Below are 26,116 nucleotides of genomic sequence, written 5' to 3' on the forward strand. Positions count from 1 at the left end.
TTTAATCGAATCATAGGATGGTAACGTTAAGCACGATTACGGGTCATAGTAAAACTCCTGAGCAGGCGGCACTATGCCGCTTTCACAGGAGTTCTGAATGCTGGTGCTTTCTGTATGGCATAACCATGCCCCTCGCGGCTAAGTGCCTGCACACTTCTCTCTTTGTATGTCATTTTTGCAATGCATTGGCCGAATTCTGGTAATTCAAATGAGTTTTACTCTTCAGACTCCCATCCCTACGGTATACGAGTTAGATTCATGAATGAAATCGACATTTTTAAAAAACGAATCTTGTAAAACATCCGTGTTGATATTACCTTGCAACCCAACATTAAATTTGTTAGAGAGATGAAGAACTCGAATATCAAAAAGGTCTTTTAACATCATTAATTCTTCAGCTGTTAATGACTCGCAACTAAAATATCCCTGTTGATCAAAAAGGTTTTCAATTTCTCCACCATAGGCGAGGCGTTTTTCAATGAGTGTTTGCAACATCGAGTTGCCAAGAACAATGGATATCGTTCGATCTTTCGCAGATTTACACCCCATCACAACGGCAACATTCGTATCCCCCTCTGGGGTTTCATTTAACGCTGTTGCTAAAATGGTGGTCAAACACGCAAACGGTACTGTATTTCTTTCGTGGTTTAATTTATCTACCAATTCATTCCATTTATCAAAAACCGGCCGATATTTTGTTTGTACAGAATTACCCATGTGGTTAAATAATCCAGCCATACGATTTTTTATCATCTCGATATCCGGAGAGTCAGAAATACTTTTCGCATAATACGGGCCTGATGATGTTGCATACATTAAAGCAGCGCCCACACCTGTCACCATGATAGGTGCAACCACGGTTTTGGCAAAGGCGACGCTGCGATGGCTATGCGCTTCACAGTCTAAAGGAATATATTCCACTGGCTGCGGTAAATCCTGGCATGCCTCCCTCATCATTGCGGTATGTTTTACAAACAACGGTTTTTCATTGCCAAAAAAAACTTTCTGCTTAATTGCACTAAGAAAACGCAAATCAAAAATGATTGTTTTTGGTTTATTATTTTTTGGCACATTTCCTATTATCCCGCTAAGAACTTTCCTTGCTGCATGGAGATTTTTTTGCACAGCACATAACACAATTGACGAAGCCTTCTCTACTTCGTTATTGATTTTAATTTTAAAATCTGCCCGATATACGTTGACGGGCAATGTAAGTATATCTGGACTTACATCTTTGGCTGAGTATTTATTGGTGATCGACGGTCGTGAATCCACGAGAAAACTTAGCTGCAAATTATGCTCTATATTATCAGCTGTTTTTGTGGTGTGGTTAAACATAGAGATGCCACCTCTCATTCTTTCACACATATCCTCAACTTTTTCACTTCGTTCTTGTGGCAATTTGGCTTTAACGTTAATTTGATGATTTTTACCGGTGCATTCCTTTACTACAAGAGGAACGTTATCTAAAGTGCCATATAGGCTAATAACGTCACCAGGGTTTTTATCATGTAAGTAAGTTTGATTAATACTCGAGGCATTCACAAAGAGGTCAATATTATAACTGTTTATAACTTCACCTACATCAAATGTGTAGTGCTTACTCTGGAGGCTGCCATCCTTATTTAATTGTATATCAATCAATATATCCCCTGACTTTGTCACCATATCTTTGCCATAAACCATTTGCATAGCCATTTCGAGGAGGTTTTTATCTAACTGATTGCGGGCGTTGAGTAAGCGACTACCAAATAATTTATATACTGTTCCCGTCATTGCCAGCGCTGCGCTTTCTGGTACTTTGCGTTTCCACAGTGAGGTTTCTCTATTTTTGAACAGGTCATATTCATTATTACTCGACAACCCGAGTTTCAGTTCGTTAACACAATCGCACAGTTGCTCCTCACCTTCCATTTTAAGGCAAAGTGAAAAATGATTTAATAGCGTTTGCTTCGGTGATTCATTACTCGTTAGTTGTTTTTCTAAATTAACAATAGAATAACTTTCTTGTTTAATGAGATTAATATTGGCAACCATTACAGCCTCCTTCCCACGGTTTAAGAGCAAACATGCAACATAATTATTTATAACATCCAGAGCAGTAAATGAATGATACTGACAATGATACCAGTCCATTATCTTTGCATAATGTTTGTTAGCTATAGATTTTAAAAATATTTATGAGAAAAGTATGGTACCAGAGGGGGTTTTGGCTATCAAAAATCGCTCAAACCTGAAGTAAGATGATGAATTAAGCATTATCGGCGATAATTGCCACTCACCTCTACAAATAATATTTAAATGCTCCTGAACAGTGATGTAGCAAGACACGTATGGTGCCAACGAAGAATAAAAATTTATAGCGTTCTTATTCAATATAACCGGAATAGTCAGGGGCTGATGTAAATGACCTGAATGAGTGAGAGAGGCTACACCGCCCCTCTCCATCAGCTACTCTTCTTCGTTCCCGCCCTCTTCATACGGGCCAAATGGCTTCGCGGGCAGAACGATATACGTGCCTTCAAACACCGCCCCCGGCGTCTCGTCGCCAAAGATTTCGACCAGCATCTGCACCCGTGCTTTACGTCCGCGCGCCAGACGGTCGAGATCGCCGCTTAAGGCACCGAGGTCGGCTACCGCGTGTGGTTTACCGCTGATTGGTTTGCTGTAACGGATATGCGCATCGGCCAGAATAATGGTTCCGCCGAGATGGCGTTCGCGCAGCATTAGCCAGATAAGCCCCCAACCGGTGAGCGTAGCCAGCGAGAATAAACTCCCGGCAAACAGCGTGTGGTGCGGATTCTGATTGCCGGTTTCCGGCATGGTGGTGATAAATTTTTGCCCGGTATATTGCTGAATGCGCACGCCCATTTTTTCGCTTAGCGGGATATGTTCGTACCACGCCTGTTGCAGCTGCGCGCACCAGTCGCCGCGATGCAGAATGTCATCCAGAGTGGCGACAGGTTTTATCATCAAAAAATGGCGAATCGGCGTGGTGGTTGGCGTGGTGATTTCTCCCTGATTAACAAACCCCAGCTTGGCGAAAAACTCCACCGCGTCTTCGCGGGCGCTACAGGTCACGCGCTTAACACCTTCCTGACGCGCCACCGACTCCAGAGTCATCGCCATCAGCGTTCCTAACCCTTTGTCCTGCACGTCGGGATGAACGGCCATAAAACGGATGGACGCTTCGTTATCGGCATTAATATACAGCCGCCCTACTGCCACCAGATTACCCTGCTCGTCGACGACCATCTGGTGATGCGCCATCGCATCCCACGCGTCGCGTTCCGAACCTTTTGGTTGATGCAAGGGCTTACGCAACATTTCCCAGCGAAACTGATAGTAACGCTCTAATTCTTCTTCTGTTTGTGGAACCCGAAGGTGATACATAGCGATACTCTCTCTTGTTTCCCGTGACAACCCTGGAAGCTGGCTCATACCTGCAACCAGAATGTTACGGGGCCATCATTGACCAGCGATACCTGCATATCCGCAGCGAAGCGTCCTGTTTGCGTGTTCATCTCTTGCTGACGGCAGCGTTCGACGAAATAGTCATATAACGCCTCTGCGCGATCCGGTGATGCGCCTTTGGAGAAACTTGGACGCATCCCCCGTTCGGTATCTGCGGCGAGGGTAAACTGGGAAACCACCAGCACACTGCCGCCCGCCTGTTGCACGTTGAGGTTCATCTTGCCTTCGGCATCGCTAAAGATGCGATAGCCGAGCACACGCTCGCACAGACGGTTTGCTTTCTGTTCGTCGTCATCCTTTTCGACACCCAATAACACCAAAAGTCCCGCGCCAATTTCGCCCGTCACTTCTCCCTCCACGGTGACGCTGGCACGGGTTACGCGTTGAATTAATGCAATCATGGTTCGTCGTCTTCTTCTTGTTCAGCTGCTTGTTTTAGTTTGCGGTATTCCCCGAGAGTGACAGTAATTTCCGCACCAAGCAAGACGATACACCATGTCCAGTAGACCCAGACAAAGAGAATGGGGATCACCGCCAGCACGCCGTAAATGAGCTGGTATGACGGGAACATGGTGATATAAAGCGCGAAACCTTTTTTTCCTGCTTCGAACAGGAGTGCGGCGACAAACGCACCGACAATCGCGTCGCGGTTAGGTACGCGGATGGTAGGAACAATGCTGTACAGCAACCAAAAGGAGATCCACGACAACAACAGCGGAAAAATACGCAACACATTGTCGATGACCGTATTGAGATCGCTTGCCCAGCGCAGGGAGAGCAAATAGGAACTGATCGCCAGACTGGCCCCTGCCAGCAGCGGCCCCAGCGTTAAAATCATCCAGTACACGGCAAACGAGTAAATTTTTGGTCGCGCTCGTTTACTGCGCCAGATGGTATTCAATGCGCTATCGATGGAGTACATCAGCAATAATGCTGTGACGATCAGCCCGCACGCCCCAACGGCGGTCATCTTGTTGGAATTGGCAACAAATTGTTCGATATATCGCTGAATAACATCGCCAGTTGCGGGCAGAAAGTTGGCAAAAATGAAGTGACGCAACTGAATACTGACGTCGGAAAACATGGGAAACGCGGCGAAAAGCGCAAAAACAACGGCAACCAGCGGCACAAGAGAGAGCAACGACACATAGGCAAGATTACCTGCCAGGGTTGTCATGTTGTCCTCATCAATGCGTTGCCAGAGTAGTTTTAGCCAGGCCCATAGTGGACGGGTACGGTGCCTGGCTTTGTCCTGAATGTTTTTTAGCATAACACCTTCGCGAAATAGTCCGGGATGGTGGTTTTATCTTTCACCAGAATACTGGTAATACCTAGCTGATTTGCTCCTTCTATATTATCGGCGTTGTCATCGAAAAAGACCGTATCGCTGGCTGAAAAACCTTCCGCCTGCAAAACATGCTGGTAAATTCGTGCTTCAGGTTTGCGCATCCCCAGATCTTGCGACAGATAGATATGGTCAGCAGCAGCACGGATTTCCGGGTATTCTTCCGGCCAGAAGGTGGTATGCAGGCGGTTGGTATTGGAAAGCACCACCACGCGATGCCCCTGCTCACGCAGTTTATGCATGATGGCGATCACTTCCGGGCGCAGCGCGACAAACACCGCCTGCCAGCCGTGAGAGAATTGCTCGTAGCTTAGCGGCAGGGCCATCCCATGACACAGCGCCTCTGCGAACGCTTCGTCGCTAATTTCCCCACGCTCATGCTGATGAAACGCCTCGCCCATGTGGAAACTCTTCTTAAGCGTAGCCAGGGGAACACGCGTTAAATCGCTCCAGGCTCCCAGCACACGGTTAAAGTCGATATCGACAATCACATTACCTAAATCAAAGATATAGAGCATTTTTGCCTCCTTTCGCGCCACAAGAAATTAACTGTAGCGGGAAAGGATGGGTTTGGCTATGTGGTCAGGTATGAAGCAAGGTCAACGGTCACAAAATTCTACGCGTCTTCCTGGGGAAGGATGATTTCAATTTGGCTGTCTTGTAAACGTGATTTTAGCGCAGCGGGCGGCAGCTCGTCGGTAAAGAGCGCAGTGACCTGTGCCACATTACCAATTTCAACCGCCGCCGAAGCATGATACTTAGTGTGATCGGCGACCAGCAGAATATTTCTCGCGTGCGCCATCATCGTTTTCACCACGTTAGCTTCGTTAACATCAAACTCCATCAACGCGCCATCGCTCTCAATCGCCCCAACGCTTGTTACCAGATAATCAGCCCGAAAATCGGCCACAAAGGACGCCGCTGAAGGGCCAATGATCCCGCTATTATGAGAGCGCAATGTACCGCCGGGCACCATCACTTCAAAGCGCGGGTTGTGGTACAGAATATGCGCCACACGCAGGCTGTTCGTGATTATCCGCAAATGATTATGGTTAAGTAACGCCCGGGCGACATGTTCGACAGTCGTACCGATGGTGATAAATATTGTCGATCCATCAGGAATATAGTCTGCCACCGCTTCGGCAATCGCTTTTTTCTCTTCAGTTTGCGAAACCTCACGCTGTTCGAACGCCGTATTAACGACGCTGGAGGCCCGACCCGCGCCACCGTGATGGCGCGTGATCAGCCCTTGCTCGCTTAATTTACGAATATCCCGGCGGACCGTCTGCGTGGAAACATCCAGCAGATTTGCCAGCTCATCAATATTCATATACCCACGCTCGGCGATCAGCATGAGGAGTTGGTCGTGCCGCGGGTTACCGGTTAGTTCGGTAAGGCTCATGAAAATTCCTCGAAAAACCATCACCCTGGCATTTTATACAAAAAGTGACAAAAAAGATCGGGTTTGATCACAGTCAGGGATCCCGGCACGCCCACCGGGACGCGTGCATTTTAACGCCGCCACACCGCTGGCAAAGCGGACGGAATCCGCTAAATCTCCACCTGTTGCCAGCGCCACCGCCAATGCGCCGTGAAAAACATCGCCCGCACCGGTAGTATCTACCACATCAACTTTGAAAGCTGGCTGATGCTGTCGCCCGCCATTCTCCAGCCAGTCACAGCCTGCACTGCCCTGAGTAACATAGACATGTCCATTTGTGAGCATTTGTGCCTGTTTTAGGGCACTCGCCATCTCTTTCACGCCCGTTAGCCGCGCCAGACCCGGTTCTGAAAAAGCAGCATGATCGCTTAACGCCACCAGCTCACTGATATCCTGCGGCGTAATATCACCGTCCAGCACGGTCATCACGCCCACCTGCCGGGCCAGGGTGAAGGCTTTTTTCGCGCCGTCGTGCCAGCGTACATCTGCCAGCACCACGTCCCACTGAGAGAAATCAATTTCCTCCAACCACTCTGCATCAGGCAGCAGGTCTGGGCTGGGATAATTAATGATGATTCGCTCTCCTTTGGCATCCACCATGATGGCGGATTGCGAAGATTTCGCCTGGTTATACCGTTTGGTGTAACGGGTGTTAACGCCCCAGGATTCCAGCTCTGCCAGCAGGCTGTTGCCCGTGTCGTCGTCACCGACGCGACCAATAAAATCGACCTGCGCACCTAGTCTGGCCGCCGCAACTGCTGCTGTAGCCGCTGGCCCGCCGCCGACTTCCGTATAATTTTTCGCCACGTATTTACCGCTCTCCGTCGGCAACCCTTCCACGTAATAGATGCGATCCATCACGGTAATTCCTACACAAGCAACACGAATCATGGTCATTCCTTAAGCATTTTGGGATGCGTTCATTTTAATTTCATCAATTGTTTAAAAAGTGACGGCTGTCAATTTTTTGACGATAAATTACAAATACGATCAAAAACAGACAAGCAAGACATGTCATAAATGACAAAAAGTGACATCACTGTATTCAGGAGAGGGTTATGGCAGCAATCGCGTTTATCGGTTTAGGGCAAATGGGTTCGCCAATGGCGAGCAATTTATTGCAGCAAGGGCTTCAACTTTGCGTCTTCGATGTGAATGCCGAAGCCGTACAGCATCTGGTAGACAAAGGGGCGACTCCCGCTGCTAACCCAGCGCAGGCCGCTAAAGGTGCCGAATTTATCATTACCATGTTGCCGAATGGCGATCTGGTGCGTCACGTGTTGTTCGGTGAAAACGGTGTCTGTGAGAGCTTATCTTCCGATGCGCTGGTCATTGATATGTCGACCATCCACCCGCTGCAAACCGATAAATTGATTGCTGATATGCAGGCCAGAGGCTTCAGCATGATGGATGTTCCGGTTGGCCGTACTTCCGCAAATGCCATTACCGGTACTCTGCTCCTGTTGGCTGGCGGCACTGCTGAACAAGTTGAACGCGCCACGCCGATCCTGATGGCGATGGGCAGCGAGTTGATCAACGCGGGCGGTCCGGGCATGGGGATCCGCGTTAAGCTTATCAACAACTACATGAGCATCGCGCTCAATGCGTTGTCGGCAGAAGCCGCCGTTTTGTGCGAAGCCCTCAATCTTCCCTTCGATGTTGCCGTCAAGGTAATGAGCGGTACTGCCGCCGGTAAAGGCCACTTCACCACTTCCTGGCCGAACAAAGTCCTCAGTGGAGATCTCTCTCCCGCCTTCATGATCGATCTTGCCCATAAGGATCTTGGCATCGCCCTCGATGTCGCCAACCAGTTGCATGTGCCGATGCCGCTGGGGGCCGCCTCACGGGAGGTTTATAGCCAGGCGCGCGCAGCGGGTCGAGGTCGCCAGGACTGGTCCGCCATTCTGGAGCAGGTCCGTGTCAGTGCCGGGATGACTGCCAAAGTAAAAATGTAACGACTGGATAAAGGAATAAATGAATGAATAAGTACACCATCAACGACATTACGCGCGCATCGGGCGGTTTTGCCATGCTGGCGGTCGATCAGCGCGAAGCCATGCGCATGATGTTTGCCGCGGCTGGCGCACCCGCTCCAGTAGCCGATAGCGTTTTAACTGATTTCAAAGTTAACGCCGCGAAGACGCTTTCACCTTATGCATCGGCGATTCTGGTAGATCAACAATTCTGCTACCGCCAGGTGGTTGAGCAAAACGCGATTGCCAAAAGTTGCGCCATGATTGTCGCCGCCGATGAGTTCATCCCTGGCAACGGTATTCCGGTAGATAGCGTAGTCATTGACCGCAAAATCAACCCGCTACAAATCAAACAAGACGGCGGTAAAGCCTTAAAACTGCTGGTGCTGTGGCGTAGTGATGAAGATGCGCAGCAACGCCTGGATATGGTGAAAGAGTTCAATGAACTGTGCCACTCACACGGTCTGGTGAGCATCATTGAGCCAGTCGTCCGCCCACCGCGTCGTGGCGATAAATTCGATCGCGAACAAGCGATCATCGATGCCGCTAAAGAGCTGGGCGACAGTGGCGCTGACCTCTACAAAGTTGAAATGCCGCTTTATGGCAAAGGTCCGCAACAAGAGCTTCTCAGTGCTTCACAACGTCTGAATGACCATATCAATATGCCGTGGGTGATCCTCTCATCCGGCGTCGACGAAAAACTGTTCCCGCGTGCCGTACGCGTGGCAATGACAGCGGGTGCATCGGGCTTCCTGGCTGGTCGTGCCGTCTGGGCATCGGTCGTCGGTTTACCAGACAACGAACTGATGCTGCGTGACGTTTGCGCACCGAAATTACAACAACTTGGCGATATCGTCGACGAAATGATGGCTAAACGCCGTTAAGATGAGGATACAAAAATGAAATGGTTTAACACCTTAAGTCACAACCGTTGGCTGGAACAGGAAACCGATCGCATCTTTGATTTTGGTAAAAATTCCGTAGTACCGACTGGCTTTGGCTGGTTAGGCAATAAAGGGCAAATCAAAGAAGAGATGGGCACCCATCTGTGGATCACCGCCCGTATGTTGCACGTGTATTCCGTTGCTGCGGCGATGGGTCGACCTGGCGCTTACTCGCTGGTTGATCATGGTATCAAAGCCATGAACGGCGCACTGCGCGATAAAAAATATGGCGGCTGGTATGCCTGTGTCAATGACGAGGGCGTGGTGGATGCCTCCAAACAGGGCTATCAACATTTCTTTGCCCTGCTGGGTGCCGCCAGTGCCGTCACAACGGGTCACCCGGAAGCGCGTAAGCTGCTCGATTACACCATTGAAATTATCGAGAAATACTTCTGGAGCGAAGAAGAGCAGATGTGCCTGGAATCCTGGGACGAAGCCTTCAGCAAAACCGAAGAGTACCGCGGCGGCAATGCCAATATGCACGCGGTGGAAGCTTTCTTGATTGTTTATGACGTAACGCATGACAAAAAATGGCTGGATCGCGCGATTCGCGTGGCTTCCGTCATTATCCACGACGTCGCCAGAAATAATCATTATCGCGTTAACGAGCACTTCGATACCCAGTGGAATCCGCTGCCGGATTACAACAAAGATAACCCGGCGCACCGCTTCCGCGCATTCGGAGGCACGCCGGGCCACTGGATCGAATGGGGCCGTTTAATGCTGCATATCCACGCTGCCCTGGAAGCCCGTTGCGAACAGCCTCCGGCCTGGTTGCTAGAAGATGCCAAAGGTCTGTTCAACGCTACCGTGCGCGATGCCTGGGCGCCCGATGGTGCCGACGGGATTGTTTATACCGTTGACTGGGAAGGCAAACCGGTGGTCCGCGAACGTGTGCGTTGGCCTATCGTAGAAGCGATGGGTACGGCTTACGCGCTCTACACCGTTACCGGCGATCGCCAGTACGAAACCTGGTATCAGACATGGTGGGACTACTGCATTAAGTACCTGATGGACTATGAAAATGGTTCCTGGTGGCAGGAGCTGGATGCGGACAATAAGGTCACCACCAAAGTCTGGGACGGTAAACAGGATATTTATCACCTGCTGCATTGCCTGGTGATCCCGCGTATCCCGTTAGCACCAGGCCTGGCACCGGCTGTTGCGGCGGGTCTGCTGGACGTGAATGCCAAATAACTGACTGAAAACCCTAACCCTCTCCCCAAAGGGGAGAGGGGACCGCCCGGCGCAGTTTTTTGGTTTGACATCAGCCTCATGGGAGGCTGTATGCCGTTTTTTAATTAAGGTGCCTCGTATGCAAATCACCAACATGCATTGCAGTGGACAAACCGTTTCACTTGCCGCGGGGGATTATCACGCGACTATCGTGACGGTTGGTGCTGGTCTGGCTGAATTAACTTTTCAGGGTTGTCATTTAGTCATCCCGCACAAACCCGAAGAGATGCCGCTGGCGCATCTGGGTAAAGTGCTTATTCCGTGGCCGAACCGGATCGCCAACGGCTGTTACCGCTATCAGGGACAGGAATATCAGTTACCCATTAATGAACATAGTTCAAAAGCCGCTATTCACGGGCTGCTTGCCTGGCGAGACTGGCAAATTAGCGAATTAACCGCCACCAGCGTTACCCTGACAGCTTTTCTACCGCCCAGTTACGGCTATCCGTTTATGCTGGCTTCGCAGGTTGTTTATTCGCTCAATGCTCGCACGGGCCTTTCCGTTGAGATCGCAAGCCAGAATATTGGTACTGTGACCGCACCTTATGGTGTGGGTATTCATCCTTATTTAACCTGCAACTTAACATCTGTTGATGACTATCTTTTCCAGCTTCCGGCAGAACAGGTTTATGCCGTCGATGAGCACGCAAATCCGACAACGCTTCACCACGTTGATGAGCTGAATTTAAATTTCACGCGGGCGACAAAAATAGCCGCGACAAAAATAGACCATACCTTTAAAACCGCTAATGATCTGTGGGAAATGACCATTACCCATCCACAGCAGGCACTTTCGGTGAGTCTTTGTTCCGATCAACCCTGGGTGCAGGTTTATAGCGGCGAAAAATTACAGCGTCAGGGACTGGCAGTTGAACCTATGAGTTGCCCGCCTAACGCCTTTAATTCCGGCACCGATTTATTATTACTGGAACCAGGAATAACGCATCGCCTGTTTTTTAATATTCACGGGCAGCACAATTAATTTCATTAAGAAAAAAACGAGATCATTGTTTAGGGTTGTATTTACACAACAGGAAATATTATGGACTTTTTTACGTTATTTTCGCCAGATGGGGCCATGCTGGAAACAAACGTGGTATGTATCGTTATCGCGTTGATGTTTCTTTATACCTTTGTGGGGATATGCGCGGGATTTGGTGGCGGTTTAACCACCATGCCACTCGTCACGTTAATGCTCCCCGTTAAAATGGCAACACCACTTTCGGTAATTGTCGGCACCGCAACCGCCTTGTACGCCACCTGGCTATCACGCAAAGAAACGGATTGGCGCTCGGCAATGGTGCTGATTATTTTCTCATTTTTGGGAATACCCGTCGGTTTATATGCGCTGTCATATTTACCCGACCATTTTATGAAAGTGGGCTTAGGTGGATTTCTTATCCTCTACTCCTTTTACAGCATGTTTATTCCTCGCTTGCCGATTTATGACCGTAACTGGATCGCCGCACCTATCGGCGCAGTAGCTGGCGCATTAGGCGCGGCGTTCTCAACCAACGGGCCGCCGATGGTTATCTACGGGATGCTGCGTAACTTAGGTCCGGCGGCATTTCGCGGCACACTGAACGCCTTCTTCACCGCAAACAACATCGCGGTGATCGGCGGGCTGGCGACCAGCGGAATTTTGACTGTTTCTATCTTTAAACTGGTGCTGTTTTGTATTCCCACCATGATCCTCGGTTCACTGATTGGACAATATGTGCATAAACGCATTTCGGTCAAAGTGTTCCGTGTGATGGTCTTTTTGTTGCTGATTGCCTCCGGTTCCATGTTGATAAAAGGCGCGCTGGGAATTCCCGCCGCTGCCGCACTTCTGCCTCCGTTTACCTTGTTAGTTATACTGCAACTGGCATTTGGTAAAAAAGTGGCGGCAATCCGCCGGGCTGAAGAAAGTAAATAATCATTATGCGGGTTTTAATTTATACCTTCACACATTCTTTAATTAATGAAACCTGTAATAACAGGATGGCATGAAATATTAATTTTATACTCTATGGAGATTATTTATGGATACGCCACGCCCACAGTTATTAGATTTTCAACTTCATCAGAATAACGACAGTTTTACTCTACGTTTTCAAGACCGTCTTATTTTAATCCATAGCAAAGATAATCCTTGCTTATCGATTGGCTCAGGTATAGCGGATATCGATATGTTCCGCGGTAATTTCAGCATTAAAGATAAATTGCAGGAGAAGATTGCGCTCACCGACGCCATCGTCAGCCAGTCACCGGATGGCTGGTTAATCCATTTCAGCCGTGGTTCTGACATTAGCGCCACGCTGCGTATCTCTGCCGACGATCAGGGCCGTTTATTGCTGGAACTACAAAACGACAACCATCACCACAACCGCATCTGGCTGCGTCTTGCCGCACAACCAGAGGACCATATCTACGGCTGCGGCGAACAATTCTCCTACTTTGATCTGCGCGGCAAACCGTTCCCGCTATGGACCAGTGAACAAGGCGTTGGTCGCAACAAACAAACCTATGTCACCTGGCAGGCCGACTGCAAAGAGAACGCGGGCGGCGACTATTACTGGACTTTCTTCCCGCAGCCTACTTTTGTCAGCACGCAGAAGTATTACTGCCATGTCGATAACAGCTGCTATATGAACTTCGACTTCAGTGCTCCGGAATACCATGAACTGGCATTGTGGGAAGACAATGCCACCCTGCGTTTTGAATGTGCGGACACATACATCTCCCTGTTGGAAAAATTAACCGCCCTGCTGGGACGTCAGCCAGAACTGCCCGACTGGATTTATGACGGGGTAACGCTAGGTATTCAGGGCGGGACAGATGTATGCCAGAAGAAACTGGACACCATGCGTAACGCGGGCGTGAAGGTCAACGGCATCTGGGCGCAGGACTGGTCCGGGATCCGTATGACCTCTTTTGGCAAACGTGTGATGTGGAACTGGAAGTGGAACAGTGAAAACTACCCACAGTTAGATTCCCGCATCAAGCAATGGAAAGAAGAAGGCGTGCAGTTCCTCGCCTACATCAACCCGTATGTTGCCAGCGATAAAGATCTCTGCGAAGAAGCGGCGCAACATGGCTATCTGGCAAAAGATGCCTCTGGCGGTGACTATCTGGTGGAATTTGGGGAGTTTTACGGCGGCGTTGTCGATTTGACCAATCCTGAAGCATATTCCTGGTTCAAAGAAGTCATCAAGAAAAACATGATCGAATTGGGCTGCGGCGGCTGGATGGCAGATTTTGGCGAATACTTGCCGACCGATACGTATCTGCATAACGGCGTTAGCGCCGAAATTATGCATAACGCCTGGCCCGCACTGTGGGCGAAATGTAACTACGAAGCCCTTGAAGAAACGGGCAAGCTTGGCGAGATCCTTTTCTTTATGCGCGCCGGTTCTACCGGTAGCCAGAAATACTCCACCATGATGTGGGCGGGCGACCAGAACGTCGACTGGAGTCTGGACGATGGCCTGGCGTCGGTTGTTCCGGCGGCGCTCTCGCTGGCGATGACCGGGCATGGCCTGCATCACAGTGACATTGGCGGTTACACCACCCTGTTTGAGATGAAGCGCAGCAAAGAGCTGCTGCTGCGCTGGTGCGATTTCAGCGCCTTCACGCCGATGATGCGCACCCACGAAGGTAACCGTCCTGGCGACAACTGGCAGTTTGACGGCGACGCGGAAACCATCGCCCATTTTGCCCGTATGACCACCGTCTTCACCACCCTGAAACCTTACCTCAAAGACGCCGTCGCGCAGAACGCGAAGTCCGGTCTGCCCGTTATGCGCCCGCTGTTCCTGCATTACGAAGACGATGCACACACCTACACCCTGAAATATCAGTACCTGCTGGGCCGCGACATTCTGGTCGCTCCGGTGCACGAGCAAGGTCGCAGCGACTGGACGCTCTATCTGCCAGAGGATAACTGGGTCCACACCTGGAGCGGAGAAACCTTCCACGGTGGAGAAGTCACCGTTGAAGCGCCCATCGGCAAACCGCCGGTCTTTTATCGCGCCGACAGCGAATGGGCTGCACTGTTCGCCTCGTTAAAAAGCATCTAATCACGTCCGCCCGTGGGGAAACTCACGGGCACAGGGAGAACAACGATGAGTCACATCACAACGGAAGATCCGGCTACTTTACGCCTGCCCTTTAAAGAGAAACTCTCTTACGGTATCGGCGATCTGGCCTCTAACATCCTGCTGGATATCGGCACGCTTTATCTTTTGAAGTTTTATACCGACGTTCTGGGGCTGCCTGGTACCTATGGCGGCATTATCTTTTTGATTTCGAAGTTCTTTACTGCGTTTACCGATATGGGTACCGGCATCATGCTCGATTCCCGACGCAAGATCGGTCCAAAAGGTAAGTTCCGTCCTTTTATTCTGTATGCGTCATTCCCGGTCACCTTACTGGCGATCGCCAACTTTGTCGGCACACCGTTTGATGTCACCGGTAAAACGGTGATGGCCACTATCCTGTTTATGCTCTACGGGCTGTTTTTCAGCATGATGAACTGCTCTTATGGCGCAATGGTCCCCGCTATTACCAAAAACCCCAACGAACGCGCATCACTGGCGGCATGGCGTCAGGGTGGCGCTACATTGGGCCTGCTGCTTTGTACGGTGGGATTCGTGCCGGTTATGAATCTTATCGAGGGTAATCAGCAACTTGGCTATATCTTCGCCGCCACGCTGTTTTCACTGTTCGGCCTGCTGTTTATGTGGATCTGCTATTCGGGCGTGAAAGAGCGTTATGTCGAAACGCAACCTGCAAATCCGGCGCAAAAGCCAGGCTTGTTGCAATCTTTCCGTGCGATTGCCGGTAACCGCCCGCTGTTCATTTTGTGCATTGCTAACCTCTGTACCTTAGGGGCATTTAACGTCAAGCTCGCCATTCAGGTCTATTACACCCAGTACGTGCTTAACGATCCCATCCTGTTGTCGTATATGGGATTTTTCAGCATGGGCTGTATTTTCATCGGCGTGTTCCTGATGCCTGGTGCAGTCAGACGTTTTGGTAAGAAGAAAGTCTATATCGGCGGTCTGCTGATCTGGGTGCTGGGCGATCTGCTCAACTATTTCTTCGGCGGCGGCTCGGTCAGCTTTGTGGCGTTCTCCTGCCTGGCGTTCTTCGGCTCAGCGTTTGTTAACAGCCTGAACTGGGCGCTGGTTTCTGACACCGTCGAGTACGGCGAGTGGCGCACCGGCGTTCGTTCGGAAGGTACGGTCTACACCGGCTTCACCTTCTTTCGCAAAGTATCTCAGGCGCTGGCAGGTTTCTTCCCAGGCTGGATGCTGACGCAAATCGGCTATGTGCCAAACGTGGCGCAGGCTGACCATACCATCGAAGGTTTACGCCAGCTGATCTTCATCTACCCAAGCGCACTGGCGGTAGTCACCATTGTTGCGATGGGTTGCTTCTACAGTCTGAACGAGAAAATGTACGTCCGCATTGTTGAAGAAATAGAAGCCCGTAAACGCACGGCATAAATAATAAACAACGCCCTGCGGGGCGTTATAAGGAGTGATTATGTCTGACCATAATCCACTGACATTAAAACTGAATCTGCGGGAAAAAATCGCTTATGGCATGGGCGACGTCGGTTCGAATTTAATGCTTAGCATCGGCACTCTGTATCTCCTCAAATTTTATACCGATGAATTAGGGATGCCTGCTTACTATGGCGGGATTATCTTTCTGGTGGCGAAATTCTTTACCGCGTTTACCGATATGCTCACCGGATTTTTACTCGACTCGCGGAAAAATATTGGGCCTAAAGGCAAATTTCGTCCCTTTATTTTATATGCAGCGGTTCCGGCGGCGTTAATTGCAACGCTCCAGTTTATCGCCACCACTTTTAGTTTGCCGATTAAAACGACGATTGCCACCGCGCTGTTTATGATGTTTGGACTTTCATACAGTCTGATGAACTGCTCGTATGGCGCGATGATCCCAGCAATTACCAAAAACCCCAATGAGCGCGCGCAGCTTGCGGCTTACCGCCAGGGTGGTGCAACCATAGGGCTATTGATTTGTACCGTGGCGTTTATTCCGTTGCAGTCGCTATTTTCTGACTCCACCGTCGGTTACGCCTGCGCGGCACTGATGTTCTCCATTGGTGGCTTTATTTTTATGATGCTGTGCTACAGAGGCGTCAAAGAGCATTATGTGGACACGACGCCAACCGGACATAAAGCCAGTATTCTCAAATCTTTTTGCGCGATATTTCGTAATCCGCCATTGCTGGTTTTATGCATTGCTAACCTGTGTACCCTGGCGGCATTTAATATCAAACTGGCAATTCAGGTCTATTACACCCAGTATGTGCTGAATGATATTAATTTATTGTCGTGGATGGGATTCTTCAGTATGGGATGCATCCTCATCGGCGTATTGCTGGTGCCATTAACTGTAAAATGTTTTGGTAAAAAACAGGTTTATTTAGCTGGCATGGTGCTGTGGGCGGTGGGGGATATCCTGAATTATTTCTGGGGCAGTAACTCTTTCACTTTCGTCATGTTCTCTTGTGTCGCCTTTTTTGGTACGGCCTTTGTAAACAGCCTGAACTGGGCGCTGGTACCGGATACCGTAGATTATGGTGAATGGAAAACCGGTATTCGTGCCGAAGGTTCTGTTTATACCGGTTATACCTTTTTTCGTAAAATTTCAGCCGCACTTGCTGGCTTCTTGCCAGGCATTATGCTGACGCAAATAGGTTATGTTCCCAACATCGCGCAAAGCGATGCAACATTACAGGGTTTGCGTCAGCTCATTTTTATCTGGCCTTGTGCGCTGGCGATAATTGCTGCATTGACGATGGGATTTTTTTACACGCTCAATGAAAAACGTTTTGCGTTAATTATTGAGGACATCAACCAACGTAAAAATAAAGAGATTGAGACAAAAGAAAAAACTGCTTCTGTAACGTTATAAATGTCAATAGCCGCTATTTCCATCCTGATGGGTGGCGGCCCCCCTACGTTAAAAAAATGGACTTATTATGAAAAAGATTAATGCAATAATTTTATTATCTTCTCTGACCTCTGCCTCGGTATTTGCTGGCGCATACGTCGAAAACAGGGAGGCATATAATCTCGCCTCCGATCAGGCAGAAATTATGCTACGTGTAGGTTATAACTTCGATATGGGCGCGGGTATCATGTTAACCAATACCTATAATTTTCAGAGAGAAGATGAGCTTAAACATGGCTACAATGAAATTGAAGGTTGGTATCCGTTATTCAAACCAACTGATAAATTAACCATCCAGCCCGGTGGCTTAATTAATGATAAAAGCACCGGTTCCGGTGGTGCAGTATATCTGGACGTCAACTATAAATTTGTACCATGGTTTAATCTGACAGTGCGAAATCGCTATAACCATAATAACTACAGTTCAACAGATTTGAACGGGGAGCTGGATAATAATGACACCTATGAAATTGGTACCTACTGGAATTTCAAAATCACCGATAAATTCTCCTATACATTTGAGCCACATTATTTTATACGCGTAAATGACTTTAATAGCAGCAATGGAAAAGATCATCATTGGGAAATCACTAATACCTTCCGTTACCGTATTAATGAACACTGGCTGCCTTATTTCGAATTACGCTGGTTAGACCGCAACGTCGAGCCGTACCACCGCGAGCAAAACCAGATCCGTATCGGGACGAAGTATTTCTTCTGATGTAAAAATGTAAAAAGCCGCTTAGCATGAACTGTCCAACTTTAGGGGGGGCAGTCCAAAAATTTGAGCGGCTTTTTACCCAAACATTCACAATATAAATAACTTCACATAATTATATAATTGTACTGATTATAAAATATTCCTCATCCTCTCTATCAAAGCCATTGACTACCCGGTAAGATCTTTTCCACTGCAACACCCACAAGGAATGAGAAAATGGAAAAGAAATTTTTTATGGATTGGGATGAGGATGATGAAACCCAGCAAGAAGAATTTATCAATAATATTTTAGCCGATGAAGACCTGCCCAACATTCGCTCTCTGATTATTGGCAGTTGGGGTGAATGCTGGGATGAGGGAAGTAGCCAACCGATAATCGACATGTTTGCTGAACATGCGGAACGCTTTGCTCATCTTGAGTCCCTGTTTATCGGCGATATGGAAAGCGAAGAGTGTGAGATTTCATGGATCCAACAAGGCGATTATTCCCGTCTGTATGCTGCGCTGCCGAACCTGAAAAAGTTGACGATTAAAGGTACTCAGGGCCTGGAACTGGGAGAAATCGCTCACGACAAACTGGAGCATCTGGAAATCATCTCTGGCGGTACGCCATGTGGCGTGTTCGCGTCATTGCAAAACTCTCAGCTGCCTGCGTTAAAAACACTTATCGTTTATATTGGCGTTGAGGATTATGGTTTTGATGCATCGATGGATATCGTGATGAATCTGGCGTCGAAATCTCTCTTCCCGAGCCTGACACATCTTGGCCTGGTTAACAGTAAAGCACAGAACGAAATCGCCCGCCGCGTACTGGAGAGCGATATTCTTCCACAACTGGAAGTGCTGGAACTCTCTTGGGGTACACTCACCGACGAAGGTGCAGAGCATCTTCTCAAACATGCCGATCGCCTTAGCCATCTGAAACTGCTGGATTTGCAGCATCATTATCTGACAGAAAAAATGCAGGAAAAATTGCAGAAAACGCTACCGATCGAAGTGGATGCCTCATACAGAAATAAACCGCGTACTTATAGTGATAGAGTTTATATGACTCCCATGTTTACCGAATAAACTGCCTATAACAGGAGATGGTAACATCTCCTGTTATTTATCACAGAAAAGGAATTCTTCGTGATTACGTTAATTGGTCATCCTGAAAGCAAACGCACATTTTATTTTTGCCAGGCAGCGTCACGCTTACAGGAACCTATCAACGTGGTAAGCTATGATCAAGCGCTTACCCTGCCCTTAAATAAAGGCATGGTAAAAATTGATCCCCCCTTACATCAGGAAACAGATATTCGCTTAATTAATACAGTTAGCCAAAACTATATTAGTTTTTTACAAAAAATGGCTACCAGAAGGGAAATCCATTTTATTAACTCACCAAAAGGTATTATTCATCTTCTGGATAAACGCCATTGTAAACACCGATTAATCGAGCACGCGATCCCGACACCGCCAATATTAGCGGATGATGTCCGTAGCAACGATCAACTGATCGCCTGTATGCGCAACGAGAAGGTTTATCGCGTGTTTATTAAGCCGAATTTCGGATCAGGGGCCGCTGGGGTGCTGGCATTGAGTTTACATCCCGGCGATAACCGTCAGGTGCTTTATTGCGCCATCCAGGTTGCAGGTAACAGGCTGGTGAACAGTAAACACATTATCCGCTATGAAAACAGCGATGATATTACGTTGATTGTGAATACTATTTTGCAACAAGACAATATTATCGAACGCTGGCTGGCAAAAGCCAGGGTGGGCAATAAAAACTACGATTTACGCATAGTGTACGTTAATGGTGAAATCGTCTGGCGGGTTGTCAGAACATCATCACAGCCGATCACCAATTTGCATCTGCAAAATGAAGCCATTCGTTTTGCCGATCTTAATTTACCCGCAGAAAAAGTGGCTGACATTGACACGCTTTGTCTCAACGCCATGAAACTCTACCCGGACGTACACATTGCCGGGCTTGATGTATTACTCACGCAAAACTTAACCCCCTATATTATCGAAATTAACGGCCAGGGCGATCTTATTTATCAGGACACCTGCGAACAAAATATGATTTATCAACGCCAGATTCAGGTAATGAGAGAACACCATGTATAACGTAACAGACGAAGTCCCGGAAAATACCCGCACGGCAATCCATTCCTGCGATGGCGAAATCAATATGAATGATTTGATAGCCAGGGAGGCGAATGTTCTGTTTGTAGTGCTTGATTCCCTGCGTTTTGATATTGCGTTTCAGGAACAAGAGGCGGGCAATACGCCGAACATTAACCGCTATGGTCGCTGGATAAAGTGCGAAGCCGCTGGCAATTTTACCTGGCCTTCGCATCATTCGATGTTTTCTGGTTTTATGCCTAAGCCGCTGGAAGCCGCACCGGGCCATTCAATGCTCTTTTTTCCCAAAGATATTGGTTTAGGGCGTTTAGGGCCAAAAAATGCGTTCGCATTCAGCGAAGAGACGTGGATTAAGGGGCTGGAAAACAAAGGTTACCGCACTATCTGCGTGGGTGGCGTCTCCTTTTTTAATAACCGTTCAGGGATGGGGAAAGTGTTCCCGGCGATGTTTAAAGAGAGTTACTGGTATCCTAATTTCTCCTGCACGGTAAAAGAGAGCATGGATAATCAGCTCACCTTAATTAATAAAAAGGTGAACGCTGAACAGCCGCTGATGATGTATATCAATATCGACACCATTCATTATCCGAATCATTTTTATATTGAAAATGCCAAGCCTGGCGATACGGTAGAAACTCACGCCGCTGCCCTGCATTATATTGATGCGAGAATCGAAAAACTTTTCGACACCTTCCGGCAAACCGGAAGAGAGACGTTAGTTATTCTCTGTTCCGATCATGGCACTTGCTACGGGGAAGACGGAAAATATTTCCACAGTTTTAACCATCCGATTGTGAATACCGTACCCTATTTTCACTTTGTGTTAGATGGCAAAACCGATGAATAATGAATCGATTTATCAGCAATATATGTACAGTTACCCGCATAAGACCGCTTATCGGGAATTAAACAATATTGCTTTTGCGGATGTGAAGTCGCGTATTTACGAGCATAAAACACATCTCTATATTCATATGCCCTTTTGCCAGAGCCGCTGCGGGTTTTGTAATCTCTTTACCTGCACGGGAGCAGACAATGCCTTTATCGACAACTACATAGAGGCGATTATTGTCCAGGCCCGGCAAATGCAACTTGCGCCTGTAGACTGGGCCAGTTTTACCATTGGCGGCGGTACGCCATTGCTGCTTAATGTCGGGCAGCTGTGGCGGTTGTTTTGCGGGGTGTTTGATGAATTACAGGTCGATACGCAGATTTTTAAGGCAATTGAAACATCGCCTTCCGATACCACCGCCGAAAAGGTCGCGTTATTGCGCCAGCTTGCGGTAAGCCGCGTCAGTATTGGTGTTCAGAGTTTTAACGATCTGGAACTTGCCACATTACACCGCCGCCATAGCGCGGTAAATGCCCATCGGGCGCTGGGGCTACTGCGCAGGGGTAATTTCCCGATAATCAATATTGATATTATTTACGGTATTCCTGGTCAAACAGCCGCAAGTTTAATGGCGTCGCTTAATCAGGCATTAGATTATCAGCCTGACGAACTTTTTTTGTACCCGCTGTATAACATGCCGCGCCAGCCGGATATGTATAGCCTCTATATTGAAGCCCGCGATCGCTTATTGCATGAAGGTTATACGCAAACGTCAATGCGCCGTTTTGTGCGGGTAAATAATGATTCGGCGGCTGAAAGTTGTGGCTTTGAAAATTCGCTGGCGCTTGGCGCGGGCGGGCGCAGTTATCTTGGCAATTTACATTACTGCACGCCGTGGTCGCAAAACCAGCCCGCATCGCGGCAAATTGTCACGGATTTTATCGCCCGACCAGATAAGACCCAAATTAACCACGGCTATGTACTTTCACAAGCAGAAATGAAGCGGCGTTTTATTATCAAGAATCTCTTTTTCTATAAGGGGCTTTCGTTACGGGATTATCAGCATCAGTTCTTCTCTGAGGTATTAAGCGATTTTCCCCTGCTGGGAGATTTCATCAAACAAGATTACTGCCACCAGCAGGATAATCGTATTCTGCTCACCGCGCAGGGTTTAGCGCTTTCGGACCAGCTTGGCCCGCTGTTTATCTCCCCGGAAGTTCGCAGGCTGGAGACGCATAAACGATGACGCTCAAGCAGATCCAGACGCTGATTTATCGCGGCGAGATAAAGTCGTGTAATTATCGCTGTGGTTATTGCCCTTTTCATAAACAAGACCGCAATGATAAACAGCAGGATGAAGCGGCATTATGGCGCATGGTTGAACATTTACCGGCGCTGGGTTCACCATTAAATGTATTTATTACGCCCTACGGCGAAGCATTGCGTTATCGTTATTATATGGCGGCGATGGCGGAAATCAGCCGCTATTCCCATGTGCAGGCGGTGGGTATTCAGACCAACGCCTCGTTTAATTTATCCTCGTTGATAGCGACTATTCAGGATAATCAGGGGGATCTGGCAAAGCTGCGGCTATGGTGTTCGTTTCATCCTTCCCAGGTTAGTAAAGAAGTTTTCCTTAAACAAATACTGGCAATTAAGGACGCGGGGATTACTTGTTCTGTGGGGGCCGTTGCCAGCGTAGACAACTACGACACATTCCAGTGGTTACGCGCGCATCTTCCTGCCGATATCTATTTCTGGCTAAACGCCAATGAGCGCGATAAAAGGCCCACCAGCGACGAAAGAAATAGCCAGTTTCAGTTGCTGGACCCGCTTTATCATCTGGAAACCAGCCTCTGGCCTGCCAATGTCGAGTTTTGTCTGGGCGGCAAAAAGAGCGTGTTTATGAATGCTGATGGCGATCTCTTCGCCTGTAATATCAGCAAAATTAAGATTGGCAATTTATATCAACAGCAACTTTCATCTCCGGCTTGTATGTCCAGGCACTGTCACTGTTATCTGGCTTATCACCTGCGTGAGGATATTCCGGCCCTCTCACAATTTGATGCTGAACGCTGCTTTCGGATCTTCTCGTTATGATCTGCCGGTTAATCGCGCTCGATTTAGACGGCACATTGCTGAACAGCAAGAAAATGATTTCCCCTGCGTCTGTTTCTGCACTGCAAAGCGCGCAACAGGCAGGTGTGAAGATTATCCTCGCCACCGGACGTTCGCACAGCGAAGCCCTGCCTTATTACCAACAATTGCAGTTAACCGAGCCGATGATTTGCTGTAACGGCAGCTATCTTTATCATCCGCGCCAGCGGCAAATATTGCGTCCGCTGGCGCTTGATATCCACAAGGTGGAAAGGCTACGACTCTGGTTTTCACAACAAATATTGCAGCCAAATATTTATACGTACGATGATTTTGTTTTGCAGATTAGCCTGATACACCGCAAGGCTTCGTTATTGCGCCAGACAGAGGAATTTGCCCGACAAGAATTATCGCTGGCCTGTAGCTGGTCCTGGCATCATCAACTGGATATTACACAGGTGGGGTGCGATAAAGGCAAAAGTCTGCTCTGGTATGCCCAGCAGCAAAATATCGCACTGGATGAAATTATTGCCTTTGGCGACAACGATAATGATGCGGGGATGCTGCGGATGGTAGGCAAAGGGATTGCGATGGGCAATGGCAGTTCGCTGGCAAAAGTCAGTGCTGACCGCGTTATTGGTCACAACAACACAGATGCTATTGCGGATTTTCTTGATGCACAGGGTTTCAGATGACGCCTGATACGATGCTTACGCATCTTATCAGGCCTACAAAAGCAAAAAACCTGCCATCGCTGGCAGGTTTTTTATGACTAAAAAACGAAATTAATCGTCTTTCGGTGCGCGGTTGGCGCGACGACGATCGTTTTCCGTCAGGTGACGTTTACGAATACGGATAGAGGTCGGAGTCACTTCTACCAGTTCGTCATCATCGATGAACTCCAGAGCTTGTTCCAGAGTCATGCGGATAGGCGGAACCAGAACAACGGCTTCGTCAGTACCGGAAGCACGCATGTTGGTCAGTTTCTTACCGGTCAGGCAGTTTACAGTCAGGTCGTTAGAGCGGCTGTGAATACCGATAATCTGACCTTCGTAAACTTCTGCACCGTGACCGAGGAACAGCTTACCACGGTCCTGCAGACCGAACAGCGCGAACGCTACCGCTTTACCCTGACCGTTAGAGATCAGCACGCCGTTCTGACGCTGACCCACTTCACCCGGACGTACGTCGTCATAGTGGCTGAAGGTGGAGTACAACAGACCCGTACCAGAGGTCATGGTCATGAACTCAGAACGGAAGCCAATCAGACCACGGCTTGGGATCACATAGTCGAGACGTACGCGGCCTTTACCGTCTGGATTCATGTTTTTCAGGTCGCCTTTACGTTCGCCCAGCGCCTGCATTACAGAACCCTGATGCTGTTCTTCAACGTCCAGCGTCACGTTTTCATACGGCTCTTGTTTACGACCGTCGATTTCACGGAAGATAACTTTCGGACGGGATACCGCCAGTTCGAAACCTTCACGACGCATGTTTTCGATCAGAACAGACAGGTGCAGTTCGCCACGACCAGAAACGCGGAACGCATCGGCGTCTTCGGTTTCTTCTACGCGCAGCGCAACGTTGTGTACCAGTTCTTTGTTCAGACGATCGAGGATCTGACGAGACGTTACGAACTTACCTTCTTTACCGCAGAACGGCGAGGTGTTAACGCAGAAGAACATAGAAACGGTCGGCTCATCAACGGAGAGTGCCGGCAGCGCTTCAACGTTTTGCGTGTCGCAAACGGTGTCAGAAATATTCAGTTCGCCCAGGCCCGTGATCGCCACGATATCGCCAGCTTCCGCCAGATCGGTTTCGATACGTTCCAGACCGAGGTGGCCCAGCACTTTACCGACTTTCGCGTTGCGGGTTTTGCCTTCGCTATCGATGATAGTAACTTGCTGGTTCGGCTTCACTTTACCGCGCTTGATGCGGCCAATGCCGATAACGCCAACATAGCTGTTGTAATCGAGCTGAGAAATCTGCATCTGGAACGGACCGTCAAGGTCAACGTCCGGCGCAGGAACGTGGTCAACAATTGCCTGATACAGCGGGGTCATGTCTTCCGCCATATCTTCGTGGTCCAGACCGGCGATACCGTTCAGCGCAGAAGCGTAAACGATCGGGAAGTCCAGCTGCTCGTCAGTCGCGTCGAGGTTAACGAACAGGTCGAATACCTGATCCACAACCCAGTCAGGACGCGCGCCAGGACGGTCAACTTTGTTGATAACAACAATTGGCTTCAGGCCGTAAGCAAACGCTTTTTTGGTTACGAAGCGCGTTTGCGGCATCGGGCCGTCAAATGCGTCAACCACCAGCAGCACTGAGTCTACCATGGACATTACACGTTCAACTTCACCACCGAAGTCGGCGTGCCCCGGGGTATCAACGATGTTGATACGGTAATCATTCCATTTGATAGCGGTGTTTTTCGCGAGGATGGTAATCCCACGCTCTTTCTCCAAATCGTTGGAGTCCATCACGCGCTCTTGGGTTTCGGCACGAGAGTCGAACGTACCAGATTGTTGGAGCAGCTTGTCTACCAGGGTGGTTTTACCATGGTCTACGTGCGCGATGATGGCGATATTACGCAATTTTTCGATCACAACTTTGCCTCAGGCATTAGAAATAGCGCGTTATTGTACACGGATTAATCGCACTACAAAACAGGATCACAAACATCCTCCGCAAACAAGTATTGCAGAGTCCCTTTGTGATCGCTTTCACGGAGCATAAAAAGGGTTATCCAAAGGTCATTGCACCAATATGGTGCTTAATGTTTCCATTGAAGCACTATATTGGTGCAACATTAACATCGTGGTGCAGCCCTTTTGCACGATGGTGCGCATGATAACGCCTTTTAGGGGCAATTTAAAAGTTGGCACAGTTTTCGCTTTATCTTTTTTACGGCGACACGGCCAAAATAATTGCAGATTTCG

23 protein-coding genes and 1 pseudogene are annotated in these 26,116 nt (G+C 48.7%); 15 read left to right on the top strand and 9 right to left on the bottom strand.

Annotation, left to right across the window (positions count from 1 at the left end; translation table 11 throughout):
• Window positions 1-222: 222 nt before the first annotated feature.
• The 8 genes and pseudogenes from AACU19_RS15065 to yihV form a co-directional block, all read right to left on the bottom strand.
• The gene (locus AACU19_RS15065; protein WP_241957780.1) at window positions 223-1,137 is read right to left on the bottom strand and encodes a transposase; all 915 of its coding nucleotides are present in this window, start codon (window positions 1,135-1,137) and stop codon (window positions 223-225) included.
• Between the two features lie 12 nt (window positions 1,138-1,149).
• Window positions 1,150-2,037, bottom strand: a pseudogene (locus AACU19_RS15070) (hypothetical protein); the annotation flags it as partial.
• A gap of 414 nt (window positions 2,038-2,451) precedes the next feature.
• A complete protein-coding gene (fabY, locus tag AACU19_RS15075) occupies window positions 2,452-3,393 on the bottom strand; it encodes a fatty acid biosynthesis protein FabY (RefSeq protein WP_157945122.1) in 942 nt (313 codons plus the stop codon).
• Between the two features lie 44 nt (window positions 3,394-3,437).
• A complete protein-coding gene (dtd, locus tag AACU19_RS15080; RefSeq protein ID WP_000560983.1) occupies window positions 3,438-3,875 on the bottom strand; it encodes a D-aminoacyl-tRNA deacylase in 438 nt (145 codons plus the stop codon).
• Complete coding sequence (locus AACU19_RS15085; RefSeq protein WP_032185608.1) at window positions 3,872-4,744, bottom strand: virulence factor BrkB family protein; 873 nt, start codon at window positions 4,742-4,744, stop codon at window positions 3,872-3,874. Before AACU19_RS15085 ends, dtd begins: the two co-directional genes overlap by 4 nt.
• Window positions 4,738-5,337: a glucose-1-phosphatase gene (gene yihX, locus AACU19_RS15090; protein ID WP_105279126.1), complete on the bottom strand. Its 600-nt coding sequence runs from the start codon at window positions 5,335-5,337 to the stop codon at window positions 4,738-4,740. Before yihX ends, AACU19_RS15085 begins: the two co-directional genes overlap by 7 nt.
• Before the next feature lie 98 nt (window positions 5,338-5,435).
• Complete coding sequence (locus AACU19_RS15095) at window positions 5,436-6,221, bottom strand: DeoR/GlpR family DNA-binding transcription regulator (protein WP_000059678.1); 786 nt, start codon at window positions 6,219-6,221, stop codon at window positions 5,436-5,438.
• Window positions 6,222-6,254: 33 nt separating this feature from the next.
• Window positions 6,255-7,151 carry a sulfofructose kinase gene (yihV, locus tag AACU19_RS15100; RefSeq protein ID WP_000621629.1) on the bottom strand — a complete coding sequence of 299 codons (897 nt, stop codon included), beginning with the start codon at window positions 7,149-7,151 and terminating at the stop codon, window positions 6,255-6,257.
• Window positions 7,152-7,318: 167 nt separating this feature from the next.
• Between yihV and yihU the strand changes: the two genes are divergently transcribed.
• The 15 genes from yihU (at window position 7,319) to AACU19_RS15175 (ending at window position 23,869) form a co-directional block, all read left to right on the top strand.
• The gene (gene yihU / locus AACU19_RS15105) at window positions 7,319-8,215 is read left to right on the top strand and encodes a sulfolactaldehyde 3-reductase (RefSeq protein ID WP_105279127.1); all 897 of its coding nucleotides are present in this window, start codon (window positions 7,319-7,321) and stop codon (window positions 8,213-8,215) included.
• A 23-nt stretch (window positions 8,216-8,238) separates the two neighbouring features.
• Window positions 8,239-9,117 carry a sulfofructosephosphate aldolase gene (gene yihT / locus AACU19_RS15110; protein WP_001046461.1) on the top strand — a complete coding sequence of 293 codons (879 nt, stop codon included), beginning with the start codon at window positions 8,239-8,241 and terminating at the stop codon, window positions 9,115-9,117.
• Window positions 9,118-9,132: 15 nt separating this feature from the next.
• Entirely contained in the window at window positions 9,133-10,374 is a 1,242-nt protein-coding gene (gene yihS / locus AACU19_RS15115) for a sulfoquinovose isomerase (RefSeq protein ID WP_000870914.1), read from the top strand.
• A gap of 118 nt (window positions 10,375-10,492) precedes the next feature.
• On the top strand, window positions 10,493-11,395 hold the full coding sequence (locus AACU19_RS15120) for an aldose-1-epimerase (protein ID WP_123057666.1): 903 nt from the start codon (window positions 10,493-10,495) through the stop codon (window positions 11,393-11,395).
• Window positions 11,396-11,455: 60 nt separating this feature from the next.
• Window positions 11,456-12,331 (top strand): sulfite exporter TauE/SafE family protein, encoded by an 876-nt coding sequence (locus tag AACU19_RS15125; protein ID WP_000345431.1) that lies wholly within the window; start codon window positions 11,456-11,458, stop codon window positions 12,329-12,331.
• A 106-nt stretch (window positions 12,332-12,437) separates the two neighbouring features.
• Entirely contained in the window at window positions 12,438-14,474 is a 2,037-nt protein-coding gene (gene yihQ / locus AACU19_RS15130) for a sulfoquinovosidase (RefSeq protein WP_105279129.1), read from the top strand.
• Between the two features lie 45 nt (window positions 14,475-14,519).
• The gene (locus tag AACU19_RS15135; protein WP_039021514.1) at window positions 14,520-15,905 is read left to right on the top strand and encodes an MFS transporter; all 1,386 of its coding nucleotides are present in this window, start codon (window positions 14,520-14,522) and stop codon (window positions 15,903-15,905) included.
• A 40-nt stretch (window positions 15,906-15,945) separates the two neighbouring features.
• On the top strand, window positions 15,946-17,349 hold the full coding sequence (locus AACU19_RS15140; RefSeq protein WP_001279685.1) for an MFS transporter: 1,404 nt from the start codon (window positions 15,946-15,948) through the stop codon (window positions 17,347-17,349).
• A 67-nt stretch (window positions 17,350-17,416) separates the two neighbouring features.
• Complete coding sequence (gene ompL, locus AACU19_RS15145) at window positions 17,417-18,109, top strand: porin OmpL (RefSeq protein WP_105279130.1); 693 nt, start codon at window positions 17,417-17,419, stop codon at window positions 18,107-18,109.
• A gap of 216 nt (window positions 18,110-18,325) precedes the next feature.
• Window positions 18,326-19,180: an STM4015 family protein gene (locus AACU19_RS15150; protein WP_105279131.1), complete on the top strand. Its 855-nt coding sequence runs from the start codon at window positions 18,326-18,328 to the stop codon at window positions 19,178-19,180.
• Window positions 19,181-19,240: 60 nt separating this feature from the next.
• Window positions 19,241-20,227: an STM4014 family protein gene (locus tag AACU19_RS15155; protein WP_105279132.1), complete on the top strand. Its 987-nt coding sequence runs from the start codon at window positions 19,241-19,243 to the stop codon at window positions 20,225-20,227.
• On the top strand, window positions 20,220-21,092 hold the full coding sequence (locus tag AACU19_RS15160) for an STM4013/SEN3800 family hydrolase (RefSeq protein ID WP_105279133.1): 873 nt from the start codon (window positions 20,220-20,222) through the stop codon (window positions 21,090-21,092). Before AACU19_RS15155 ends, AACU19_RS15160 begins: the two co-directional genes overlap by 8 nt.
• The gene (locus tag AACU19_RS15165) at window positions 21,085-22,323 is read left to right on the top strand and encodes an STM4012 family radical SAM protein (protein WP_105279134.1); all 1,239 of its coding nucleotides are present in this window, start codon (window positions 21,085-21,087) and stop codon (window positions 22,321-22,323) included. Before AACU19_RS15160 ends, AACU19_RS15165 begins: the two co-directional genes overlap by 8 nt.
• Complete coding sequence (locus AACU19_RS15170) at window positions 22,320-23,177, top strand: STM4011 family radical SAM protein (RefSeq protein WP_105279135.1); 858 nt, start codon at window positions 22,320-22,322, stop codon at window positions 23,175-23,177. Before AACU19_RS15165 ends, AACU19_RS15170 begins: the two co-directional genes overlap by 4 nt.
• Window positions 23,174-23,869 (top strand): Cof-type HAD-IIB family hydrolase, encoded by a 696-nt coding sequence (locus AACU19_RS15175; protein WP_105279136.1) that lies wholly within the window; start codon window positions 23,174-23,176, stop codon window positions 23,867-23,869. The genes AACU19_RS15170 and AACU19_RS15175 overlap by 4 nt, the downstream gene beginning before the upstream one ends.
• Window positions 23,870-23,959: 90 nt before the next feature.
• Here the strand turns inward: AACU19_RS15175 and typA are convergent, their stop codons facing one another.
• A complete protein-coding gene (gene typA, locus AACU19_RS15180) occupies window positions 23,960-25,783 on the bottom strand; it encodes a ribosome-dependent GTPase TypA (protein WP_000570668.1) in 1,824 nt (607 codons plus the stop codon).
• Window positions 25,784-26,116 lie beyond the last annotated feature (333 nt).

Source organism: Escherichia sp. MOD1-EC4550, assembly GCF_963876935.1.
Lineage (GTDB): Bacteria > Pseudomonadota > Gammaproteobacteria > Enterobacterales > Enterobacteriaceae > Escherichia > Escherichia coli_F.